Origin of the sequence: Alkanindiges illinoisensis DSM 15370 (genome assembly GCF_000619845.1) — a bacterium.
Classification (GTDB): Bacteria; Pseudomonadota; Gammaproteobacteria; order Pseudomonadales; family Moraxellaceae; genus Alkanindiges; species Alkanindiges illinoisensis.
On sequence record NZ_JHUX01000009.1, the window covers coordinates 39,335 to 58,533 of the forward strand.

General features: G+C 42.0%; 20 protein-coding genes. 9 read left to right on the plus strand and 11 right to left on the minus strand.

Annotation, left to right across the window (positions count from 1 at the left end; genetic code table 11):
• Positions 1-15: 15 nt before the first annotated feature.
• The 8 genes from arsH to Q337_RS0113080 form a co-directional block, all read right to left on the minus strand.
• Positions 16-738 carry an arsenical resistance protein ArsH gene (gene arsH / locus Q337_RS0113045; protein WP_026471964.1) on the minus strand — a complete coding sequence of 241 codons (723 nt, stop codon included), beginning with the start codon at positions 736-738 and terminating at the stop codon, positions 16-18.
• Positions 728-1,162, minus strand: coding sequence for an arsenate reductase (glutaredoxin) (arsC, locus tag Q337_RS0113050; protein WP_026471965.1), 435 nt, complete (start codon positions 1,160-1,162; stop codon positions 728-730). The genes arsH and arsC overlap by 11 nt, the downstream gene beginning before the upstream one ends.
• The gene (locus Q337_RS0113055) at positions 1,155-1,685 is read right to left on the minus strand and encodes an arsenate reductase ArsC (protein WP_034280370.1); all 531 of its coding nucleotides are present in this window, start codon (positions 1,683-1,685) and stop codon (positions 1,155-1,157) included. The genes arsC and Q337_RS0113055 overlap by 8 nt, the downstream gene beginning before the upstream one ends.
• A 32-nt stretch (positions 1,686-1,717) precedes the next feature.
• Positions 1,718-2,044: an ArsR/SmtB family transcription factor gene (locus Q337_RS0113060; protein ID WP_026471967.1), complete on the minus strand. Its 327-nt coding sequence runs from the start codon at positions 2,042-2,044 to the stop codon at positions 1,718-1,720.
• Positions 2,045-2,374: 330 nt separating this feature from the next.
• The gene (gene lspA, locus Q337_RS0113065; RefSeq protein WP_026471968.1) at positions 2,375-2,968 is read right to left on the minus strand and encodes a signal peptidase II; all 594 of its coding nucleotides are present in this window, start codon (positions 2,966-2,968) and stop codon (positions 2,375-2,377) included.
• Between the two features lie 51 nt (positions 2,969-3,019).
• A complete protein-coding gene (gene feoB, locus Q337_RS0113070; protein WP_026471969.1) occupies positions 3,020-4,858 on the minus strand; it encodes a ferrous iron transporter B in 1,839 nt (612 codons plus the stop codon).
• On the minus strand, positions 4,848-5,105 hold the full coding sequence (locus Q337_RS0113075; RefSeq protein WP_026471970.1) for a FeoA family protein: 258 nt from the start codon (positions 5,103-5,105) through the stop codon (positions 4,848-4,850). Before Q337_RS0113075 ends, feoB begins: the two co-directional genes overlap by 11 nt.
• Before the next feature lie 11 nt (positions 5,106-5,116).
• The gene (locus Q337_RS0113080) at positions 5,117-6,181 is read right to left on the minus strand and encodes a cation transporter (protein ID WP_034280373.1); all 1,065 of its coding nucleotides are present in this window, start codon (positions 6,179-6,181) and stop codon (positions 5,117-5,119) included.
• 94 nt (positions 6,182-6,275) lie between these two features.
• Between Q337_RS0113080 and cadR the strand changes: the two genes are divergently transcribed.
• The 7 genes from cadR (at position 6,276) to Q337_RS0113115 (ending at position 14,700) form a co-directional block, all read left to right on the plus strand.
• A complete protein-coding gene (gene cadR, locus Q337_RS0113085; protein WP_026471972.1) occupies positions 6,276-6,686 on the plus strand; it encodes a Cd(II)/Pb(II)-responsive transcriptional regulator in 411 nt (136 codons plus the stop codon).
• Between the two features lie 121 nt (positions 6,687-6,807).
• Positions 6,808-7,155 (plus strand): hypothetical protein, encoded by a 348-nt coding sequence (locus Q337_RS18860; RefSeq protein ID WP_156935805.1) that lies wholly within the window; start codon positions 6,808-6,810, stop codon positions 7,153-7,155.
• 86 nt (positions 7,156-7,241) lie between these two features.
• Entirely contained in the window at positions 7,242-8,654 is a 1,413-nt protein-coding gene (locus Q337_RS0113095) for a TolC family protein (RefSeq protein ID WP_026471973.1), read from the plus strand.
• Positions 8,655-8,656: 2 nt separating this feature from the next.
• Positions 8,657-9,931 (plus strand): efflux RND transporter periplasmic adaptor subunit, encoded by a 1,275-nt coding sequence (locus tag Q337_RS0113100; RefSeq protein ID WP_051526881.1) that lies wholly within the window; start codon positions 8,657-8,659, stop codon positions 9,929-9,931.
• A complete protein-coding gene (locus Q337_RS0113105) occupies positions 9,921-13,178 on the plus strand; it encodes an efflux RND transporter permease subunit (protein WP_084494845.1) in 3,258 nt (1,085 codons plus the stop codon). The genes Q337_RS0113100 and Q337_RS0113105 overlap by 11 nt, the downstream gene beginning before the upstream one ends.
• Positions 13,179-13,476: 298 nt before the next feature.
• On the plus strand, positions 13,477-14,412 hold the full coding sequence (locus Q337_RS17790; protein ID WP_084494846.1) for a cation diffusion facilitator family transporter: 936 nt from the start codon (positions 13,477-13,479) through the stop codon (positions 14,410-14,412).
• Positions 14,413-14,487: 75 nt separating this feature from the next.
• The gene (locus tag Q337_RS0113115; protein WP_026471976.1) at positions 14,488-14,700 is read left to right on the plus strand and encodes a hypothetical protein; all 213 of its coding nucleotides are present in this window, start codon (positions 14,488-14,490) and stop codon (positions 14,698-14,700) included.
• Between the two features lie 255 nt (positions 14,701-14,955).
• On the opposite strand, the gene Q337_RS0113125 is transcribed toward Q337_RS0113115, so the two are convergent.
• Genes Q337_RS0113125 through Q337_RS0113135 form a run of 3 tightly spaced genes read right to left on the minus strand, consistent with a single transcriptional unit; the run spans position 14,956 to position 16,624 of the window.
• Positions 14,956-15,372: a hypothetical protein gene (locus tag Q337_RS0113125; protein ID WP_026471978.1), complete on the minus strand. Its 417-nt coding sequence runs from the start codon at positions 15,370-15,372 to the stop codon at positions 14,956-14,958.
• 11 nt (positions 15,373-15,383) lie between these two features.
• Positions 15,384-16,076: a recombinase family protein gene (locus Q337_RS17795; RefSeq protein WP_156935806.1), complete on the minus strand. Its 693-nt coding sequence runs from the start codon at positions 16,074-16,076 to the stop codon at positions 15,384-15,386.
• Positions 16,077-16,078: 2 nt separating this feature from the next.
• Complete coding sequence (locus Q337_RS0113135; protein WP_026471979.1) at positions 16,079-16,624, minus strand: DUF7673 family protein; 546 nt, start codon at positions 16,622-16,624, stop codon at positions 16,079-16,081.
• Positions 16,625-16,920: 296 nt separating this feature from the next.
• Between Q337_RS0113135 and Q337_RS18450 the strand changes: the two genes are divergently transcribed.
• On the plus strand, positions 16,921-18,186 hold the full coding sequence (locus tag Q337_RS18450) for a KfrB domain-containing protein (RefSeq protein WP_051526882.1): 1,266 nt from the start codon (positions 16,921-16,923) through the stop codon (positions 18,184-18,186).
• A gap of 19 nt (positions 18,187-18,205) precedes the next feature.
• Positions 18,206-19,162, plus strand: a complete 957-nt coding sequence (locus tag Q337_RS0113145) for a hypothetical protein (RefSeq protein WP_026471980.1) — start codon at positions 18,206-18,208, stop codon at positions 19,160-19,162.
• Positions 19,163-19,199: the final 37 nt, after the last annotated feature.

Below are 19,199 nucleotides of genomic sequence, written 5' to 3' on the forward strand. Positions count from 1 at the left end.
TTAAACATAGAAAACTTAAATACTTTTTTGATTAACCCGTTTTGACAGTTCTTCGGCAGACTCTTTGCGTTCCGAATAACGATCTACCAGATAATCCTGACGACCACGCAGCAACAGGGTAAATTTCACCAGCTCTTCCATCACATCAACCACCCGGTCATACAGGGCTGACGGCTTCATCCGTCCTGCGTCATCAAACTCCAAGAATGCCTTGGGAACCGAGGATTGATTGGGAATGGTAAACATGCGCATCCAGCGGCCTAAAATGCGTAGCTGGTTTACTGCATTAAATGATTGCGAGCCACCACTCACCTGCAGCAGTGCCAGAGTCTTGCCCTGTGTGGGTCGTACCGCACCCTGTGATAATGGAATCCAGTCAATCTGGCTTTTCATGATGCCGGTCATGGCACCATGTCGCTCCGGAGTACACCACACCATGCCTTCTGACCATAAGGCCAGACTGCGCAGCTCCTGTACCTTAACGTGGCTTTCATCCTCACTATCTGGTAAAGGCAAGCCATCGGCATGGAATACCTTAACCTCACAGCCCATGTATTCCAGCAGGCGTTGTGCTTCTAATGCCAGAAAACGGCTATAGGAGCGCTTACGCAATGAACCATATAAAATCAAAATACGTGGTGGGTGACTCAGCGCCTGATCTGTTTCAACCTGTAGCTTGGTGGGTGCCAGCAACAGGTCAGTATCCAGACTGGGTAACTCATGCGGCTTAGTTGACACGGTTGCCCTCCGCATTAATGACCCGTTCACCATCTTCCTTGGTAAAGGCATTTAATTGAGGCAGTGGCAAAATATCCAGTACTACTTCAGAAGGCCGACACAGGCGAATGCCCAGTTCAGTCACCACAATGGGCCGGTTAATCAGGATCGGATGCTGAAGCATGGCATCAAGCAGCTGATCATCAGTCCATACCGGATCATCCAGATTAAGCTGGATGTATGGCTCAACATTTTTGCGTAGCACTTCCCGAATACTTAGGCCTGTCCCTGCGATAAGGGTCACCAGTTGTTCCCGACTTGGCGGGTTATTCAGATATTCAATAATCTCAGGTTCAATACCGGTATTACGGATCAGTGCTAGTGTATTGCGTGAGGTACCACAATTGGGGTTATGGTAAATCACCACAGTTTTAGAATTAGTCATATTCTGGACTCAGGGTTAGTTGCCCGATTTGATTTAATTCCTGTTGTAAGGAAGTGCGTTCAAGCGTATGCAAGGGTAAGGCTGCAAAAATCTGGATACGATTGCGCAACTGGTGAAAAGTCTTTAAGAAATATTTACGTGTCTCGGCAGGATTACCCTCAAAGCGGGCAGGATCTTCTAAACCCCAGTGTGCTGAAATGGGTTGACCCGGCCACACTGGACAAGTCTGGCCAGCCGCTTTATCACAAACGGTAAAAATAAAATCCATATGCGGTGCATTGGCCTGACTAAACTCATCCCAGCTTTTACTGCGTAGGTTTTCAGTGGGATAACCAATGGATTGCACCAACTCAATGACATAGGGATTAATCACGCCAGTGGGATCACTGCCAGCACTGTAAGCCTGAAATTTTTGGTCGGGTAAACTGTTGAAAATAGCCTCAGCCATAATGCTGCGTGCTGAGTTACCGGTGCATAAAATTAAAACGTTAAAGCGCTTATCCACCGCATGATCTAGGGACATACTTATTTCCTGATAATAACCCCTGAAAATTTTCAGGTCTGGTTGAGGTCGCACCCCATCTCTGGCGTGCAGGGAACGCCGTTACAACAGTTTTCGGTGAGATAAGCCAGCAAGGTATTCATGGTGTCAAAATTGGCACTATAGATGACATAGCGCCCCTCTTGCCTTGAAGTGACCATGTCAGCATGGCTCATTTCCTTAAGATGAAAAGACAGGGAGGATGGGGCAATCCCAGTAGATTCACTAATACGGCCAGCAGGCATGCCATCAGGCCCTGCTTGAACCAATAGACGGAAAATAGCGAGGCGGGATTCTTGGGCGAGTGCTGCCAATGCAGCGACGATATGTTTAGTTTCCATAATTCAATAATATTTGAAATATAGAATTAAGTAAATATAATTTTATAAGTTTTCAAGATAGTTAAAACTTTATTTTAGACAAATTGCGACAACAAAGAATTCTGAATAATTAATAGAATCGGTAATCAAAATTTTCCACTTTAAAGAATTCTATATTTTTTGCAGAAATGATAAGGATGAAATAAAATTTTTATAATTAAGCAGTTGTTTAACCAGAAGATACTCAAAAGTAGTAAGAGGCTTTGAGCACTAAACAGGACAGGACAGTCTGCATCCATCAAGAGTAAGGATCTATCCAATTGCTATAAACTGATTAAGAAATAGGATCTGTTATACACCTATGCTTTGGCTACGTTTCTTTTCAAGAAAAAACGTGTCAATTAACAAAAAAATCACACCTAAAGTAATTGAACTATCTGCCAAATTAAATACAGGAAAACTCCAAGTTTTTTCATAATGGATATGTATAAAATCAATTACATAACCTAAAGTTATGCGGTTAATTAAATTACCAATTGCACCACCTAAAATCAGTGAAACAGCGATGGGTAAAATGATCAATCTCTTTGGTATACGCATCAGCCAAAAAATAAAGAGCAGGGAAACAACACTTGCTAAACCTGTAAATAAATAACGTTGCCAACCCCCTGCATCGGATAATAAGCTAAAAGCTGCCCCATGGTTATATGCTAACGTCCAATCAAAAATATGTGGAAGAACCTGGATAGAATCAGAATAAGCACAAATTTTTTCTACGTCCTCTTGACATGGTAAATCTACATGAGGAATTTTCGTTAAAGCAATCAATTTTGTCCATTGATCTAAAACAATGGCAAGGACAGCAAGCCCAAGCCAAACCAAGTTATGAAGATAAAACTGAAATACGCCATTTTTGGTTGAATTCGTTTGCATGGTATTAGGCATGTTTTCTCACTTCGCCACCGCATGTAACATTGATTTCCATCGTACTCATCTTCAATTAACCATTAAACGACTAATAACTTGATAAGTTATAAAAGAAAATAGATAAGCCAATGAGAAGAGATAAACAGCCATTATAATTGGTTGTTTCCAACTACCTGTTTCTCGACGGATTGTTGCTAATGTTGCAAGACAATGGGGGGCAAAGATAAACCACACTAGTAGTGACATGCCTGTTGCAAGTCCCCAACCATCAGATCCTGAAATTTGACTGAGTAAACTTTGAGTCACGGCATCTTCATCACCCGACATAGCATAGATTACACCTAATGCTGCGATCACAACTTCTCTAGCTGCCATCGCAGGAATTAATGCGATACATATTTCCCATGTAAAACCAATCGGAGCAAAAATTGGATGAATAATATGCCCTAACTGCCCAGCAAGACTATAGTTAATCGCAGGCATAGTTGCATTATCAGGTGGTTGAGGGAAAGTCACTAAGAACCATAGCAAAACAGACAGTGCGACAATAATTCCACCCACTCTCTTTAAGAAAATAGTTGCTCTATCATAAAGACCCAAAGCCACATTTCTAATATCTGGAATACGATATGTTGGTAATTCAAAAATGAAAATACTTTCAGTTTTATCTTGCCTAACTAATTTTAAAAATAAAGAAACCAATAAAGCCGATACAATTCCTGACATGTAAAGCCCAAACAGAACTAAACCCTGCAAACTTAGCCAGCCATAAACTAATTTGTTTGGAATGAATGCTGCTATCAATAATGCATATACAGGTAATCGAGCAGAGCATGTCATCAATGGCGCAATCATAATCGTTGCCAAACGATCTCTTTCAGAACTGATACTTCTAGTCGCCATAATTCCTGGAATGGCACAAGCAAAACTTGAAAGTAATGGAATAAATGAGCGCCCACTTAAACCTGCTTTAGACATTAATTTATCTAACAAAAAAGCAGCTCTAGGCAAGTAACCTGACTCTTCCAAAATTAAAATAAAGAAAAATAAGATAAGAATTTGAGGCATATAGGCAAGCACACTACCTGCACCTGCAATAACACCATCAACAATCAAACTTCTTAATAATGGATAGGAAATCAAAGATCCAACTGCACCACTTAGCCAAGCTATAGAGTCTTCAATAAGTGCTATGAATGGTTGCGCCCAAATGAAAACGGCTTGAAACATTACAAACATAGTGAGTGTCAGTATTAATAATCCAAAAATTGGATGTAAAAATATTTTATCTAAAAAAGCAGTTCGCTTATCACCATTGTCATTTTTTAGAATGACTTGTTTAGTAATATATTTGATTTGATCGAAATGACTTAGAGCAGAGTGATAAGGCGCAGTAAATGACTTCTTTTGATCCAATTGATCCAATAGACTCTGAATGCCTTTTGTTTTTACTGCGACAGACTCAACAATAGGAATGCCTAAAAGCTGAGATAACTTCGAAGTATCAATGGAAATCCCACGCTTTCTAACTTCATCCATCATATTCAAGACGAGTAACATTGGTCTATTTAAAGCCCTAACTTCCAATACAAGACTTAAATGAAGATGAAGATTCGTAGCATCGACCACGCATACAAAAATATCAGGAATAACTTCACCTTTGAGTTCACCGAAGCAAACAGCCCTTGTTACTTCTTCATCTAAACTGCTCGGTTTTAAACTATAAGTCCCGGGCAAATCTAAAACTCGAACTGCATCACCTGAAGGTAATTTAAAAAAACCTTCCTTGCGTTCAACAGTAACACCTGCATAGTTTGCAACTTTTTGGCGAGTACCAGTGAGAGTATTAAATAGTGAAGTTTTACCGCAATTGGGATTGCCAATAAGTGCAATATTTTTAGTGTTCATTTATGATCTCTACAAAAATTCGTTCAGCTTCATTTTTTCTTAGTGCAAAGCGTGATGTTTCGATTTGAACTAAGATCGGATCACCACCGAACAGACCTTTTTCAAGAACTTGTAGAGATTCACCAACCCTAAAACCCAATAACTCAAGCCGCTCAAGTACAGGATCTTTGTTATCGTTACATTGATTCCCCTTTTTGAGATCAATAATTTTTACAAACTGCTTTTGCTTCACTTGAAATAAGTTCACGATTAATCATCCTATTTCAATGCTAAAATTTTTCGAGCACCATTCAGTACGAAAAAGGAGACTATTATCCCGATAATCAAATCAGGGTAAGCAGAACCTGTCCATGCAACTAATACGCCAGCAATAATTACTCCCATATTCACAATGACGTCATTTGCTGAAAAAATCCAACTTGCTTTCATATGAGCACCACTATCTTTATGCCCAGAAATAAGATACAGACACGTCACATTTGCAATGAGTGCTAAGAAACCGATAATAATCATCAAATCTGATTCGGGTTCACTACCAAGTATAAATCGTCTGATTACATCAACAATAACGATTAGGGCTAGCAATAACTGAATCCATCCTGCAAAGTGAGCTGCTTTTATTTGATATTTTGCTGCCTTTCCAACCGCATAAAGTGCAATGCCATAAACAGCAGCGTCAGCGAACATATCGAGAGAATCTGCTATTAACCCTGTAGATGCTGCGATAATGCCACTTATAAATTCAATGAAAAAAAGCACAGCATTGATTGCGAGAAGAACTTTTAAAACTTTAGCTTGTTTTGTCGGATCAGAGCTGTCAGGTAATGTGCCCGTTGATTCAGTCGTACTTTCAAGCTTCGCACCGAAACCGAGAGCTTCAAGCTTTGATGTTATTTCTAAAAGACCATCTGTATGAAATACTTTTAATTTTCTATTTGGAAGATCAAAAACCAAGGCCTTTACTTCACCCAAAGGTGCTAAAGCCATTCGCACCATTTGTTCTTCAGCAGAACAATCCATTTTTGGAATAGTGTAATCACTAATGAAATTCCCGCTATTTGTATCCTTATTAGTATTCTCTAGTTGATCAATCATATCTGTACCACAACATGATTGGGTTTTTGTTGAACAAGACTGGTTAATACTACAAGTGTCTATTTCAATAGCACTTTTTGATTCATGATCCGTATTCTTACTGCAACAAGATTTATTCGTTTTTTCAATAGATTGATCTAATTTATTGCAAGATGCAGTTTCAGATTGATCAGATTCTAACTTAGTATCGTTGCAAGAATTTTCTTTATTACAGCTGCAACCACTCATAGATATGCCTATAGTCCTATTTTCACTTATTGCATATTAAAATCCCTATAGCTACTATAGAGTCAAGGTTTAATGACACCAAAGTTGAAGTGCTATGACTATTAAAATAGGTGAACTGGCTAAACGTACTGACTGTCCTGTAGTGACTATCCGCTTTTATGAAAATGAGGGATTATTGCCGCCACCGCAGCGGGGTGATAATAATTACCGGTTGTATGATGAAACGCTTGTTGAGCGTTTACAGTTTATCCGTCATTGTCGAGCATTAAATATGTCACTTGAGGATATTAAGAATCTTCTTAATTATAAGGACTGGCCTCAGCGAACCTGTGATCGAGTAAATGAGTTACTTGATCAGCATATTGAGCGGGTCGAGTCCTATATTCAAATCCAACTAAAACTAAAAGAACAACTTGTTTTTTTACGTGGTCAATGCTCAGGATCACGTACTACAGACACATGCGGTGTTTTACGTGAGTTATCGCAACTGATAACCAATCCTTAATTAGTCAGTTAGTACTTGACTCTATAGTAGCTATAGAGTGTTTACTTGAGAATCCTACTCATTTATAAACAGGAAGAGGAGAGTAATGCTCAGAATTTGGGTTACTAATTAAATTACTCCTATGAAAAAATTTTTAATTCTTTTGCTAATGATAACATTGCCGTTTCAGGCATCCTGGAGTGCGGCGGCTGTATTTTGTCAACATGAAAATGAAGCCATTTCAATATGGCATTGGGGACATCATCCTACCTGTAATCTTAAAATAACTCATAAAACGCCAAAGCATAAAACAAATTTTGCTACTCACAGTGATCATCTAAATATTAACCATCAAGCTATTGAGCAGAAGGAATCATTAGCTCTTTCAGCTAGCCAAGTTATGCTTTCTATTGATTTCCCTTATGAACCTTCCATTTTATATCAATCTCCTGTTCTGGAGCAACCTGAACCTCCTTTATGGTCTGTCTAAGTATCAATCCATCACTGGTAAGTAAATATATCATTTAACGATGCATTTGCTCACCGTTTTTCATGAATTGAGATATAGGCAGAGTTATGTTCTATTTTAATCTTTTTAAGCAGGCTAAATATGTCCTGTGTATCACCTCACTGACATTAATCAGCACTCCCCTCTGGGCTGAAAATGCACCAGCTGCAATCTTAACCACTCAGGCTCCCGCTGTAGGCTTACAGGAAAACCGGGCAGTTTTAACGCTGGATCAAGCCATTCAATTGGCGCAGCAATATCAGCCACTTCAGACCTTGTGGCAGAGCCGGCTAGAAATTGCTGAGGGCAATCTTAAGCAAAGTAGCTTATGGCAGAATCCTGAAATATCTTTTGAGCAAACTGGTTTTAAAAGTACCGTTGAACAAGAACGGAGCTTTGCTGTTTCACAAAAACTGGATTTGTTTGGTGTTCGTTCTGCTAAGAAAAAGCTGGCAACTATTACTTTAGATAGCGAGGCAACCAGACAATTGGCGTATCAGGCGCAGTTAAAACTGGCTGTTACTGCTGCATATTGGCGTGTTGCGCAGGCAGAGCGGCAATTGCAATTGATACAAGCACAGAGTCGCCTAAGTGAGGCTAGTGAGCAAGCTGCAAAACGTCGCCTAGAAGCCGGTCGCATCGCCGAAGTCGAGTATTCTCGCGTGCTCATTGCACATCAGCAAGTGTTGACTCAATTGGCTATGGCTCAAGCTGGTATAAAAGAGGTGCGGTTTCAGTTAGCAAGATTATGGGGTAATACTCAGCCTGTTTTTATCAGTACTGCTGCACTCACGAGCAATAATATATGGCCTGAACTTGATGAAGCCGGATTAAATGTTTCCATACTACAGGATAGCCCACAGCAGCAATTATTGCAGCAACAGCAAAAACAGGCACAAGCTCGCCTTGTGTTGGCTAAAGCTCAGTCAAAACCACAACCCACTGTCAGTTTAGGCATTAACCAGACTCGCATACCCTCTATGCAAAATGATATGGACAATCGTTTAACCCTTGGTGTGTCTATGCCTATTCCGGTATTTAACCGCAATCAGGGCATAATACAAGCTACTCAAGCACTAAGCCATATCAGTATGGATCAGCAGCGTTATAACGTATCTTTGCGTGAGCAGCAAATTCAGGCTGGGCTAATTCGTTTGAATGCATTGTCGAGTCAGTATCAGCAGTTACAGCAGCATCAATTGCCACTGGCTAAATCTATTCAGCAAAAAACCTTAGAGGGCTTTGAGGTAGGCAAATTCTCGGTAACTGAGGTGCAGCAGGCTACCCGGGAGTATCAGACAATCCAGTTTAATCAACTGCAACTATTGAGTCAGGCATGGCAATTGTCCCTGCAAATGCAAGCTATCAGTCTTGGGCTATCAGGCGAATTTGATATGAACGATGCCAATTACATGGATAACAGCCAGCTTCAATTATGGCAGGACACACTTTCTATACCGCTTATGGGTACAGGGGAATAAGTATGAATACACCACACACCAATAGTAAAAAACAAATTTTTCTGATTCTGGCAATTATTGCTATCACTGCCGTGATTGCTATTTTCCTGATGTTCGCTGATAGTGCCGATAGTAAAAAAGAGGTGGAGACCGAAACAAAAACGGAAATTACTAAGGGGAAAGATAAGGAAGTAGGTCATGAGGGGCATGCTGAAGAGTCAGAACATGCGCATGAGGCTTCGGAGGATATTGAGTTAAGTAACGCTCAGATTGCCAGTCAGCAGATTAAAATTGAAGCTGCCGGTATAGGTAGTATTAACCGTAATGTCAGCATCCCTGGACGCTTATTGGTGAATGCCGACCAGCAAGCGCATATTTCCCCTAACTTTACTGGACGAGTAGAAGCGGTATATGTACAAACCGGGCAATACGTGAAAAAAGGTCAGCCTTTGGCAACCTTACTGGTACCTGAGTTGGTGGATTTGCAGGCTAATATTCGTATGATGCAATCGCAGCTAGAGTTGGCAAAAAGTAATTATCAGCGTGAGAAAAGTTTGTGGCAAAAAGGGATTTCTGCCAAGCAGGATTATTTGCTGGCTGAAAATCAGTTTAAGCAGGCACAAATTGAAGTGAGTGCTGCTAAGTCGCGGATTAATGCTTATGGCGCAGCCAGCCAGAGTGCCGGGCGTTTTGACCTCAAATCACCTATTAATGGTGTGATTAACAGTAAGGATGTGGTGGTCGGTGAAAATGTACAAACAGCTACCCAGTTATTTCTGATTGACCGTCTGGATCAATTATGGCTTGAGTTTGTGGTGCCTGCCCAAATTGCTGATCAAATGATGCAGCGCTTTAACCAGCAAGCTAGCGTGAGTTTTAGTACCTCTGCAAACCAGCAAGGCTTTAAAGCCAAATTGATGACCTTGACCCCAAGTGCCGACATCCAGACTGGCCGGCTAGTGGCTCGTGCATTGGTTGACAATAGCAACATGCGGCTACGTCCAAATATGCTGGTCAATGTTCAAGTTCAGCAACAGGCAATGGATCAAGCTGCCCAAGTTTTGGTAAAACGTACAGCAGTGCAGCAGGTGGAAGGTAGAGATGTCGTGTTTGTGGCTGAAAAGAATAAGGAAGGCGCACACTTTTCGCCCCATCCGGTAACTGTAGGCGCTGAAAGTACTGACCGTCAGTGGATTGCTATTACAAATGGTTTGAAGCAGGGAGAAGCTTATGTCTCTGAAGGCAGTTTTATCCTGAAATCTGAACTAGAAAAGGGCGAGGCTGAGCATGATCACTGATAATGACAGTGCAAATAATGCACAACAAGCTTCTTTGAACAATTCGGCAAAAGACTCACCTAATAAGCAGGAGAATCAGATTAAGTTAGAGGGGTGGTTTGACCGGATTATCCAGACTTCTATCCATTTGCGAGGCTGGGTAATGCTACTGATACTGGGACTGGTAGCCATTGGCATAATGAGTTACCAGAAGCTGCCCATTGATGCCGTACCGGACATCACTAATGTACAGGTACAAATTAACAGTGCTGCCCCCGGTTTCACTGCACTGGAAGCCGAGCAACGCATTACCTATCCCATTGAGCGAGTGATGGCGGGGCTTCCTCAACTGGAATTAACCCGCTCTATTTCACGTTATGGTCTATCACAGGTCACTATTGTTTTTGAGGACGGCACCGATATTTATTGGGCACGTCAACTGATTAACCAGCGTTTGCAGGAAGCCAAAAGTCAGATGCCCGAAGGCATTGAACCCATCATGTCACCTATTTCCACGGGTTTAGGTGAAATTTATTTATGGACTCTTAGTGCGGCACCTGATGCTAAAAAAGCTGATGGTACAGCTTATACGCCAGCAGACTTGCGTGAAGTACAGGACTGGGTCGTACGTCCGCAGCTACAGCGTGTACCTGGTGTGGCAGAGATAAACACTATTGGTGGTTTCACCAAGCAGTATTTAGTGCAGCCGAACTTCAATGCACTGCAAGGTTATGACTTGGGTATTGAAGATATCCGTATTGCTTTAAGTCTGAATAATGAAAACCGCGGTGCAGGCTTTGTTGATGAGAATGGCCAGCAACTGACGGTGCGAGTACCTGGCCAGTTAGGGAGTCTGCTGGATATTGGCGATGTTGTGGTGAGCCAAAAAAATGGTATTCCCATTAAGGTATCCGATGTAGCCACGGTTAGCATTGGACATGATTTGCGCACTGGAGCTGCGACGATGAATGGCCAGGAAACCGTGCTTGGTACTGCCATGATGATGATGGGTGCTAACAGCCGGGTAGTGTCTCAGGCGGTGGATGAAAAGATTCAGGAGGTAAAGCGTAGCCTACCCAAAGGGGTAGTTTTAGACACCGTTTATAACCGTACCACCCTGGTAGATAAAGCGATTGCTACGGTTCAGAAAAACCTGATTGAAGGGGCTATTTTAGTTATTGCAGTATTATTCCTGTTTTTAGGCAATATTCGCGCAGCAATTATTACTGCCTGTGTAATCCCGCTATCCATGCTGTTTACTTTGACTGGCATGGTGCAGCAGAACATTAGTGCTAACCTGATGAGTCTGGGTGCGCTGGATTTTGGCATCATTATTGATGGTGCTGTAGTAATTGTTGAAAACTGCATTCGCCGTCTGGCCGAAGAACAGCATCGTCAAGGACGCCTACTAACTCGGCAGGAACGGTTTACTCAGGTTTTTCTAGCGGCTAAGCAGGCACGCCGACCACTGATTTTTGGACAATTGATTATCCTTGTAGTATATCTGCCAATTTTTGCCTTGACTGGCGTAGAGGCCAAGCTATTTCACCCGATGGCAATGACCGTCGTGATTGCGCTAATAGGTGCCATGATTTTATCTGTAACTTTTGTACCAGCTGCTGTGGCTCTGTTTATTACGGGTAAAGTTGAGGAAAAAGAGAATCGGGTAATGCGTACCTTAAAGCGTTGGTATTTGAGCACTTTAAATAATGCCTATGCCTTTAAAAATGTCATGGTAGTAGTGGCATTAGCAATCCTGTTACTTACTGGTTTAATAGCGACTAAGTTAGGTAGTGAATTTGCACCCACTTTAAGTGAGGGAGATTTTGCTTTGCAATCCATGCGTGCGCCTAGTACTTCACTCGAAGAGTCGCTGCGTATGCAGGAGAGAATGGAAGCTGCACTGTTAAAGCAGTTCCCGGAAATTGACCGGATTTTTGCTCGTACGGGTACGGCTGAGGTGGCAACTGATGTAATGCCGCCAAATATTTCTGATGGTTACATCATGCTAAAACCGAAAAGTGAGTGGCCAGACCAGCAGCAAACCTTACCTGAGCTGCGTGAGCGCTTGCAGGAAGTGGTGGAACATCAGGTAGGTGCTGTCAGTGAATTTTCCCAGCCGATTGAATTACGTTTTAACGAGCTGATTTCTGGTATTCGTAGTGATGTGGGTGTGAAAATCTTTGGTGATGATATGCAGGTGTTAAACCAGCAGGCTGAAATTATTGCTGCCAAACTACGACAGATTAATGGGGCAGCAGATGTAAAAGTAGAGCAAACCAGCGGGTTACCTCTACTTACTATAGAAATCAAGCGAGATGCCGCTGCATTATATGGCCTAAATACCAAGCAAATTCAGGATACGGTTGCTACGGCCATTGGTGGTACGATAGGTGGACAGATTTTACAGGGTGATCGCCGTTTTGATTTAGTGATTCGCCAAAATGATCAGATGCGTAATCCGGAACAGCTGGCACAGTTGCCTATCCGCCTAAATACGGGTGGTGTAGTGGCACTATCGCAAGTCGCGGATGTACGTACAGTACTGGGCATCAGCCAGATGAGCCGTGAAAACGGCAAGCGTCGTGTGGTGGTCACCACTAATGTAAACGGGCGTGATCTTGGTTCCTTTGTAGCAGATTTACAGAGTGCTGTGCGTGAGGTACAGCTGCCAACTGGTTACTGGGTAGACTATGGTGGCCAGTTTGAAAATCTGCAATCTGCCAGCAAGCGTATGCAGCTTGTAGTGCCATTGGCTTTGTTCCTAGTGTTTGCTCTGCTAATAGCAGTATTTAGTAATATTCGCGACAGTATACTGGTGTTTAGCGGTGTACCATTTGCCCTAACTGGTGGGGTGGTTGCTCTATGGTTACGTGATATCCCATTTTCAATGTCCGCCGGGGTGGGATTTATTGCCCTGTCAGGTGTTGCAGTTTTAAATGGCTTGGTCATGCTCAGTTTTATTCGTGAGTTACGTGAGAATGGTTTAAGTGTGTATCAGGCCACTTGGCAGGGCGCAATTTTGCGTTTGCGTCCTGTGCTGATGACGGCATTTGTTGCTTCGCTGGGTTTTGTACCAATGGCGCTAGCCACAGGAACTGGCGCAGAAGTACAGCGTCCCCTGGCAACTGTGGTGATAGGCGGAATTATTTCCTCTACCCTGTTAACGCTGCTTTTCCTACCGGTGGTATACCGTTGGATAAATAGCCGTGCTGATAAGGTAAAAGATATTGAAGATAAATCTAATAGGGAACTGTTACAGATATAGGGATATTCAGATACTCAACTGAATAAAGGCTTGTCCTAGGACAAGCCTTTCCTTCTATCGTACTCGTGCTCCTCTATTTATTTAAAAAAGGAGTCGCGTATTTTCTATTTGGATACTTACTCCCTGACAATTTATATTTTTTCTCCAAATAACCGAACAGCTTTTTCAATACTACTAGGGTTTTTATTACTTAGTTTGTTGACAGTATCCAATAGATGCTGGCATGAGCAAGCAGAGATTAGTATTTATACAGTTCATCTATAACCAACAACAGAGTGCTCTTCTGAGGAGAAGGCGTATGAGCGGCAACCATAATCATAGCCACGTTCCCACTGGTCAAGGTAATAGCAAACGTTTATGGATGGCTTTGGGGCTGACCGCATCGTTTCTTATCGTTGAAGTGGTAGGCGGCATTATCACCCAGAGTCTGGCGTTGTTGTCTGATGCGGCACATATGTTTACTGATGTGACTGCTTTGGTAATTGCTTTAGTGGCCATGCAGATAGCCAAACGCCCAGCTGACCGCAAGCGTACCTTTGGCTATCACCGCTTTGAAATTCTAGCGGCAGCATTTAATGCGTTACTACTATTTGCCGTGGCTTTTTATATTCTTTATGAAGCATGGGTACGTTTTCAAAACCCTCCCGAAATTCACTCAACGGGCATGCTGGTGATTGCAGCTTTTGGCTTGTTAATTAATGTAGTTGCTATGTTTTTACTAATGGGTGGTCAAAAAGACAGCCTAAATGTTAAGGGAGCTTATCTTGAAGTTTTGGCCGACGCACTAGGATCAATAGGAGTAATTATTGGTGCACTGGTTATCAAGTTTACCAGTTGGTTATGGGTAGATAGCGCCATTGCCGTTGCTATCGGCTTTTGGGTATTGCCGCGTACATGGATACTTTTGCGCGACAGTGTGAATATCTTACTCGAAGGTGTGCCTGCTGATATTAATCTGGATTCTATTGAAGCAGATTTAAAGGCACTGGATAAAGTCACAGGCGTCCATGATTTGCATGTATGGTCAATCACCAGCGGTAAACATACTTTGACTGCCCACTTGGTAGTTACTACCACAGATTGGCAAAAAGTTCTGGATGCGGCACAATTAATGCTGGCAAAAAATTACCAATTAAATCATGTGACCATTCAGTGTGAAAATGCAATATGTGAGGTAGGTCATATTGATGCCCATCAATTTAAACAGACTTCAGAAACTCACGATGATGCTTAGATACGGGAAGTCAATGATGGCCAAGTTGCTGGCATTTATGTTGAGCATGCACTCAATTATAAAATCATTGTCAAAATGAAAGGTATTGCGACCAATAAGCAAGCCCTGCATAAAACGGCAGATGTTCACGCTCCAGTACAGCCGCCGGAAATTAAGTTTATTACCGTGGGGAAACAACAGGGTAGCCGGGAAGGGGATGGTTCGGCATTGCAGGGTACTTTATATATTAAAGGTGCCTGTATCTATGCAAAGGCAGTGACCAATGAGCTGTATTTGATGCCAGTATGATTCCTGATGTGTATTGGGATGATCGTCAACAATCTTTGATTTCGTCCGAAAGAAAGTTGATTAAATCAGGTGATCGGATAATGCTGAGTGGTTCAACCTATACAGGGCCACAAGGACAGCTAAACTGGACAACAGCACCTGATAAAACGTGTGATCTGACCAATATCTGGATTGCTAATTCAATCAGTTAATCCAACACAAAGGGGCTTTCGTTAACGAAAGCCTTTTTATAAGCAAAGCAAGAAGTTGATAGATTTAATTACCAAAAAAATATTCTATTAAAACTATAAGCTTAGGCCATAAAATGTATAGAAAAGGGGTTAGGATAATTAGAAATAGCCCCCTTTGTATCTTACTTTCTTTCCAGCCATGTACCATGCCTATGACTAACACGCCAACTATGGCAAACAGAATAGATAAAGTAGTTAAGATGATATGACTTGGCTTGCCTAAACTTATATTTATTGGAAAGTCATCTACGGTTGGACTGGTTTGTATTAGTGGGAATAATTCAACGCCTTTCCAAATTGCAAAAAGGAAGAAAGCAATTAGAGAAAGGCTAAATAAAAATTTCTCAAAAAAACTTGCTGTACGACCTTTGGTCATTACAGAGACACCAAAGATTAAATATATTATTGCGCCGATTAATTGAAGTTCATTGATAGCGTCCATTGGATTAATTCCTAAGCTTTAATTGCTATAGTATTGTTTGAATCGGCCTGAATATCTGACAGCTTCTTTTCTTCAATTTCCTGTTGCTTGATCTTTTTGATATAACGCCAGATGGTTTGATAATGAACCTGATATTTCGCCGTTAATTCTTTTGGTGTTAAAACATCCTTATCATTTTTCAGCTCAGCGAGTTGAGCCTCGGTTAAAGCCGGTTTTCTACCTTTATATTTTCCTTTACGCTTGGCCACTGCAATCCCTTCACGCTGGGCTTCCCGGATTAAAGCCCGTTTGAATTCTGCCACAGCGCCCACCACATGAAACAGGAATTTATCCATAGGGTTGTCGCTATTTGCAGTGAAAGTGATATTTTCCTTATTAAATTTTACAGTGACCCCTTTGCCATTTAAGGTTTTAACTATATTGATCAGGTTTTCCAAGTCACGCGCCATGCGATCCATACTATGGACTAGTACCGTATCACCTTCGCGCACATACTCAATGAGTTCATCCAGTGCCGGTCTATTTTTCTTGGCTCCACTGATTTTGTCAGTAAAAACCTTATCCAGCTTAAAACCGGCCAGTTGCCGTTCCGTATTCTGGTCTACACTGGATACCCGGATATATCCCACTGTCTGGGTTTTAGCATTGTGATTGATGACTTCCTCAATATCGACGGTTTGATCATCCTGGGCGTGCTTGACCATAATTAATCTATTTCCTCAAAGTAATAGCCCTGAGCTTTATGGTGACCATCGAATTCGTTGTCATAGCCAAACTGCCACTGTAGATTCTTTTTTGAAAATGCCCGGTGAGGATTGGAGCTATTTTTTTCTATACAGGCTTTTGCGCCTGCGTTGTAGGTCAGATCAATAATATAGCTATGGCCGTCAATAATGATTTCTCGCGGGATAGGCTTTGACGCTTGTTTCTTTAAAATACGATAGGTGAGTTTTTCTAAATCACTGACCTTAATACCTAGATAATCAAAAATTTCTTGCCTGGCATTATATTCAAGATGAATGACGGATATGCAATCCATCAGGGTACGGGGCTGTAGCTCCTTTAGGAACTGTAGATTAAAAAGGCATTTACTTCCTTTATAAAAGTTGACGATGAAAAGCCCGGCTATGTAGGCCTCTCTGCTTTCTCCCTGGGCTAAATCGTATAACCGTTCTAATGCCGGTATGCCTGCATCATGTGAGGTTTTCTCATAAAGCTTTAGAAAGCTAGGGCTATTGTAATAAGCAGTCATCAGTAAATACCTTTAATCATCGTATCTTGTCCGGCATATCGCATTTTGCATCGTTCTCATCTATTTAAATTATGACAATGATCAGAATTTGGTGTTTAGCCCCAATATGGGTATTAATTGCACATAATATAACACCAAAACAGGGACTTCAAAGTTAATACATAACTAAATTAAAATACAACCCTATTGTTATATGTTTTTTAATGTTGCATTTTATAACAATAGGGTACACCCTATTGTTAGTATTTAAGGGTATGATATAATTGTTGTCAAGAAAAATACAAACAGGTTAGACAGTGGATTTAGCAATTAATAAGTTGGCGCTTGGCGGCGATGAGGAAAAACTAAAAGTTCAAGCGGCAGTGATTGACCGGGCAAAGAAAGACGGCCAGAAAATTATTGACCAGTATAAACAGCATCCTAGTACCTTCGACGGTCGCTATATTTGTTCAGATATGTTTAAGGAAATGTTTCCTGAATTTTCCCAGTCACCGGCCACACGCAACAAGTTCAATAATGCAGTGCATAACACAGCGGCAACACTGGCCGCAGAGCATTTTAAGCAAACCATGCGTCAGACTGGAGCTGAAGGACAGGACACCGTTATTTTTCTGACCGGTTCACCGGGGGCAGGTAAAACGTCCAGTGTGGTCAGTAACATGCAGCTACCTGCAAACGTCAAGGCCGTATATGAGGGCCAGCTCGTCAATGCAACAGATAAAAGCACGCTCGACAAGTTTCAGCAGGCCATCAACAGCGGTGCAAAGATTGAAGTGATTGCTGTTCATGCACTACCGGAGAATGCGTTAGAGAATACCTTTAAACGGTTTAATGATCCGAATGATGGACGGGGAGCCAGTATCGGGACAATGGCCAGGATTCAGGGTAATACGGCTGAAGGACTAGAAAAATTACATGATTTTTTTGGTGACAGGATTAATCTAAGGGTATTAGATGTTAGACAGCAAGGTAATGCAGTACCCTTAAAAGGTTGGCAACACTTAAATGTACTTAAATCAGAGGGTAACGAGCATGACATTAAGCAGCGACTTGAAAAACACTTACTCAAGCATTGGCAACAAGGAGCAATTACAAATGAATGTTTTGAACAAGCCGCCTGTGGAAAGGCAGAATTCCACAGACTCACACGAGGAACAGATGGACAATCTGCTGGACACAATGGCGGCCAACTTGAATCGCATGAGCCAGGACGAAAATTACCGCAAGGAAGTGGCAGCCAGGGCAACAACCCCACAAGACAACAGCAAGAAGCCATCTTAAAGCTTAGAGCCGTTGCCTTACACGTTGGTGCAGACGTCAGGCCGCAAATGCCTGGCGAAACCAAGGGTAAGATCGTGGCGGAAACCAGTGGATTTATCTTGCAGCGTTTAGGCGAGGGCAGTAAGTTTTTTATGGTTCACGATAAAGCATCACTGGCCACTGTTCCCCGGATCGACGATGAGGTAAAAATTCTCCATCGCAAAGAACCCAATCAAAAGGCCAGGGTAGAGCTGGTCAATCAAACTCAATCACAGAGCCAGGGTAAAGGCCGTACCCGATAATTTTTAGAATGGTAAAATAATGAGTGCATCTAATATTGTTGAAAATTTTGCGGTGACTTCAATTTGTTATAGTCCTGATGGTGAGCGACTGGCCACAGCCGGTTACTCTACAACGGAACTTAATATCTGGCAGCTTGGCCAGAATCCTCAGAAAATTGCCACACTTGATTTAGCTGATACTCAAAATCCGGTAAATTCAATTAGCTGGAGCCAAGATTATTTATCAGCCATTGCCAATACTGCCCAGGAAATTTTTATCTTTGATCAGCAATTTAACAAGGTAAAGACCTTAACCAAAGGCATTAGCCGCGAGATTCTGGTTAATCAGTTTAACCACAATGGCCGTGAGCTGCTGGTGGCCACCAGACGACCATTAAACCAGAGCCTAAAAAAACAGGGCTTAACAGCCGTTCCTGATATTGTGATTTACACCACGCCAAACTGGAATAGCCAGGCCTTTGAAAGTGGCTTTTACATCTTTGGGGCGAGCTGGTTAAGCGATCTAGTGGTGGTTGCCGGTAATGACCGCGCGAATGAACACCAGTTTTCAGTGGAAGTTTTTAATCCGGCCACTGGCCAGCAACATAAAATCAGTCTGGGTGCGCCTGCTGATGAAGCACGCCTAGCGGTATTTAAAGATAAGCATAAGATTGGCGTCACCTTTAAAGTGAATAATGACAGTGACGGTACGTTTGAAAGTCATTTTTATGTACTGCATTATAATAAGGACACCGGCAACTTTCAGGTTTTGCATTCAGCAACCCTGTCCAGTCCTGACCAGTTCGTTAATGTGGCCTTTACCACTGACTATACCATTTTAGACACTTATATTAATGGCCAGTCCAGGGCTGAAAGTCTGGACGCTTTAGGCAATATACAGCATGAGAAAACCTTCCAGTATCCAACCACTTATGGCTTGGCCACTTATGATGTGATTACGGCCATTGCTGTTGCTAATGAAGTGATATTTATCTAAGGCCTATAGCAGCGATGATTCACCCTTTCACGGTTTA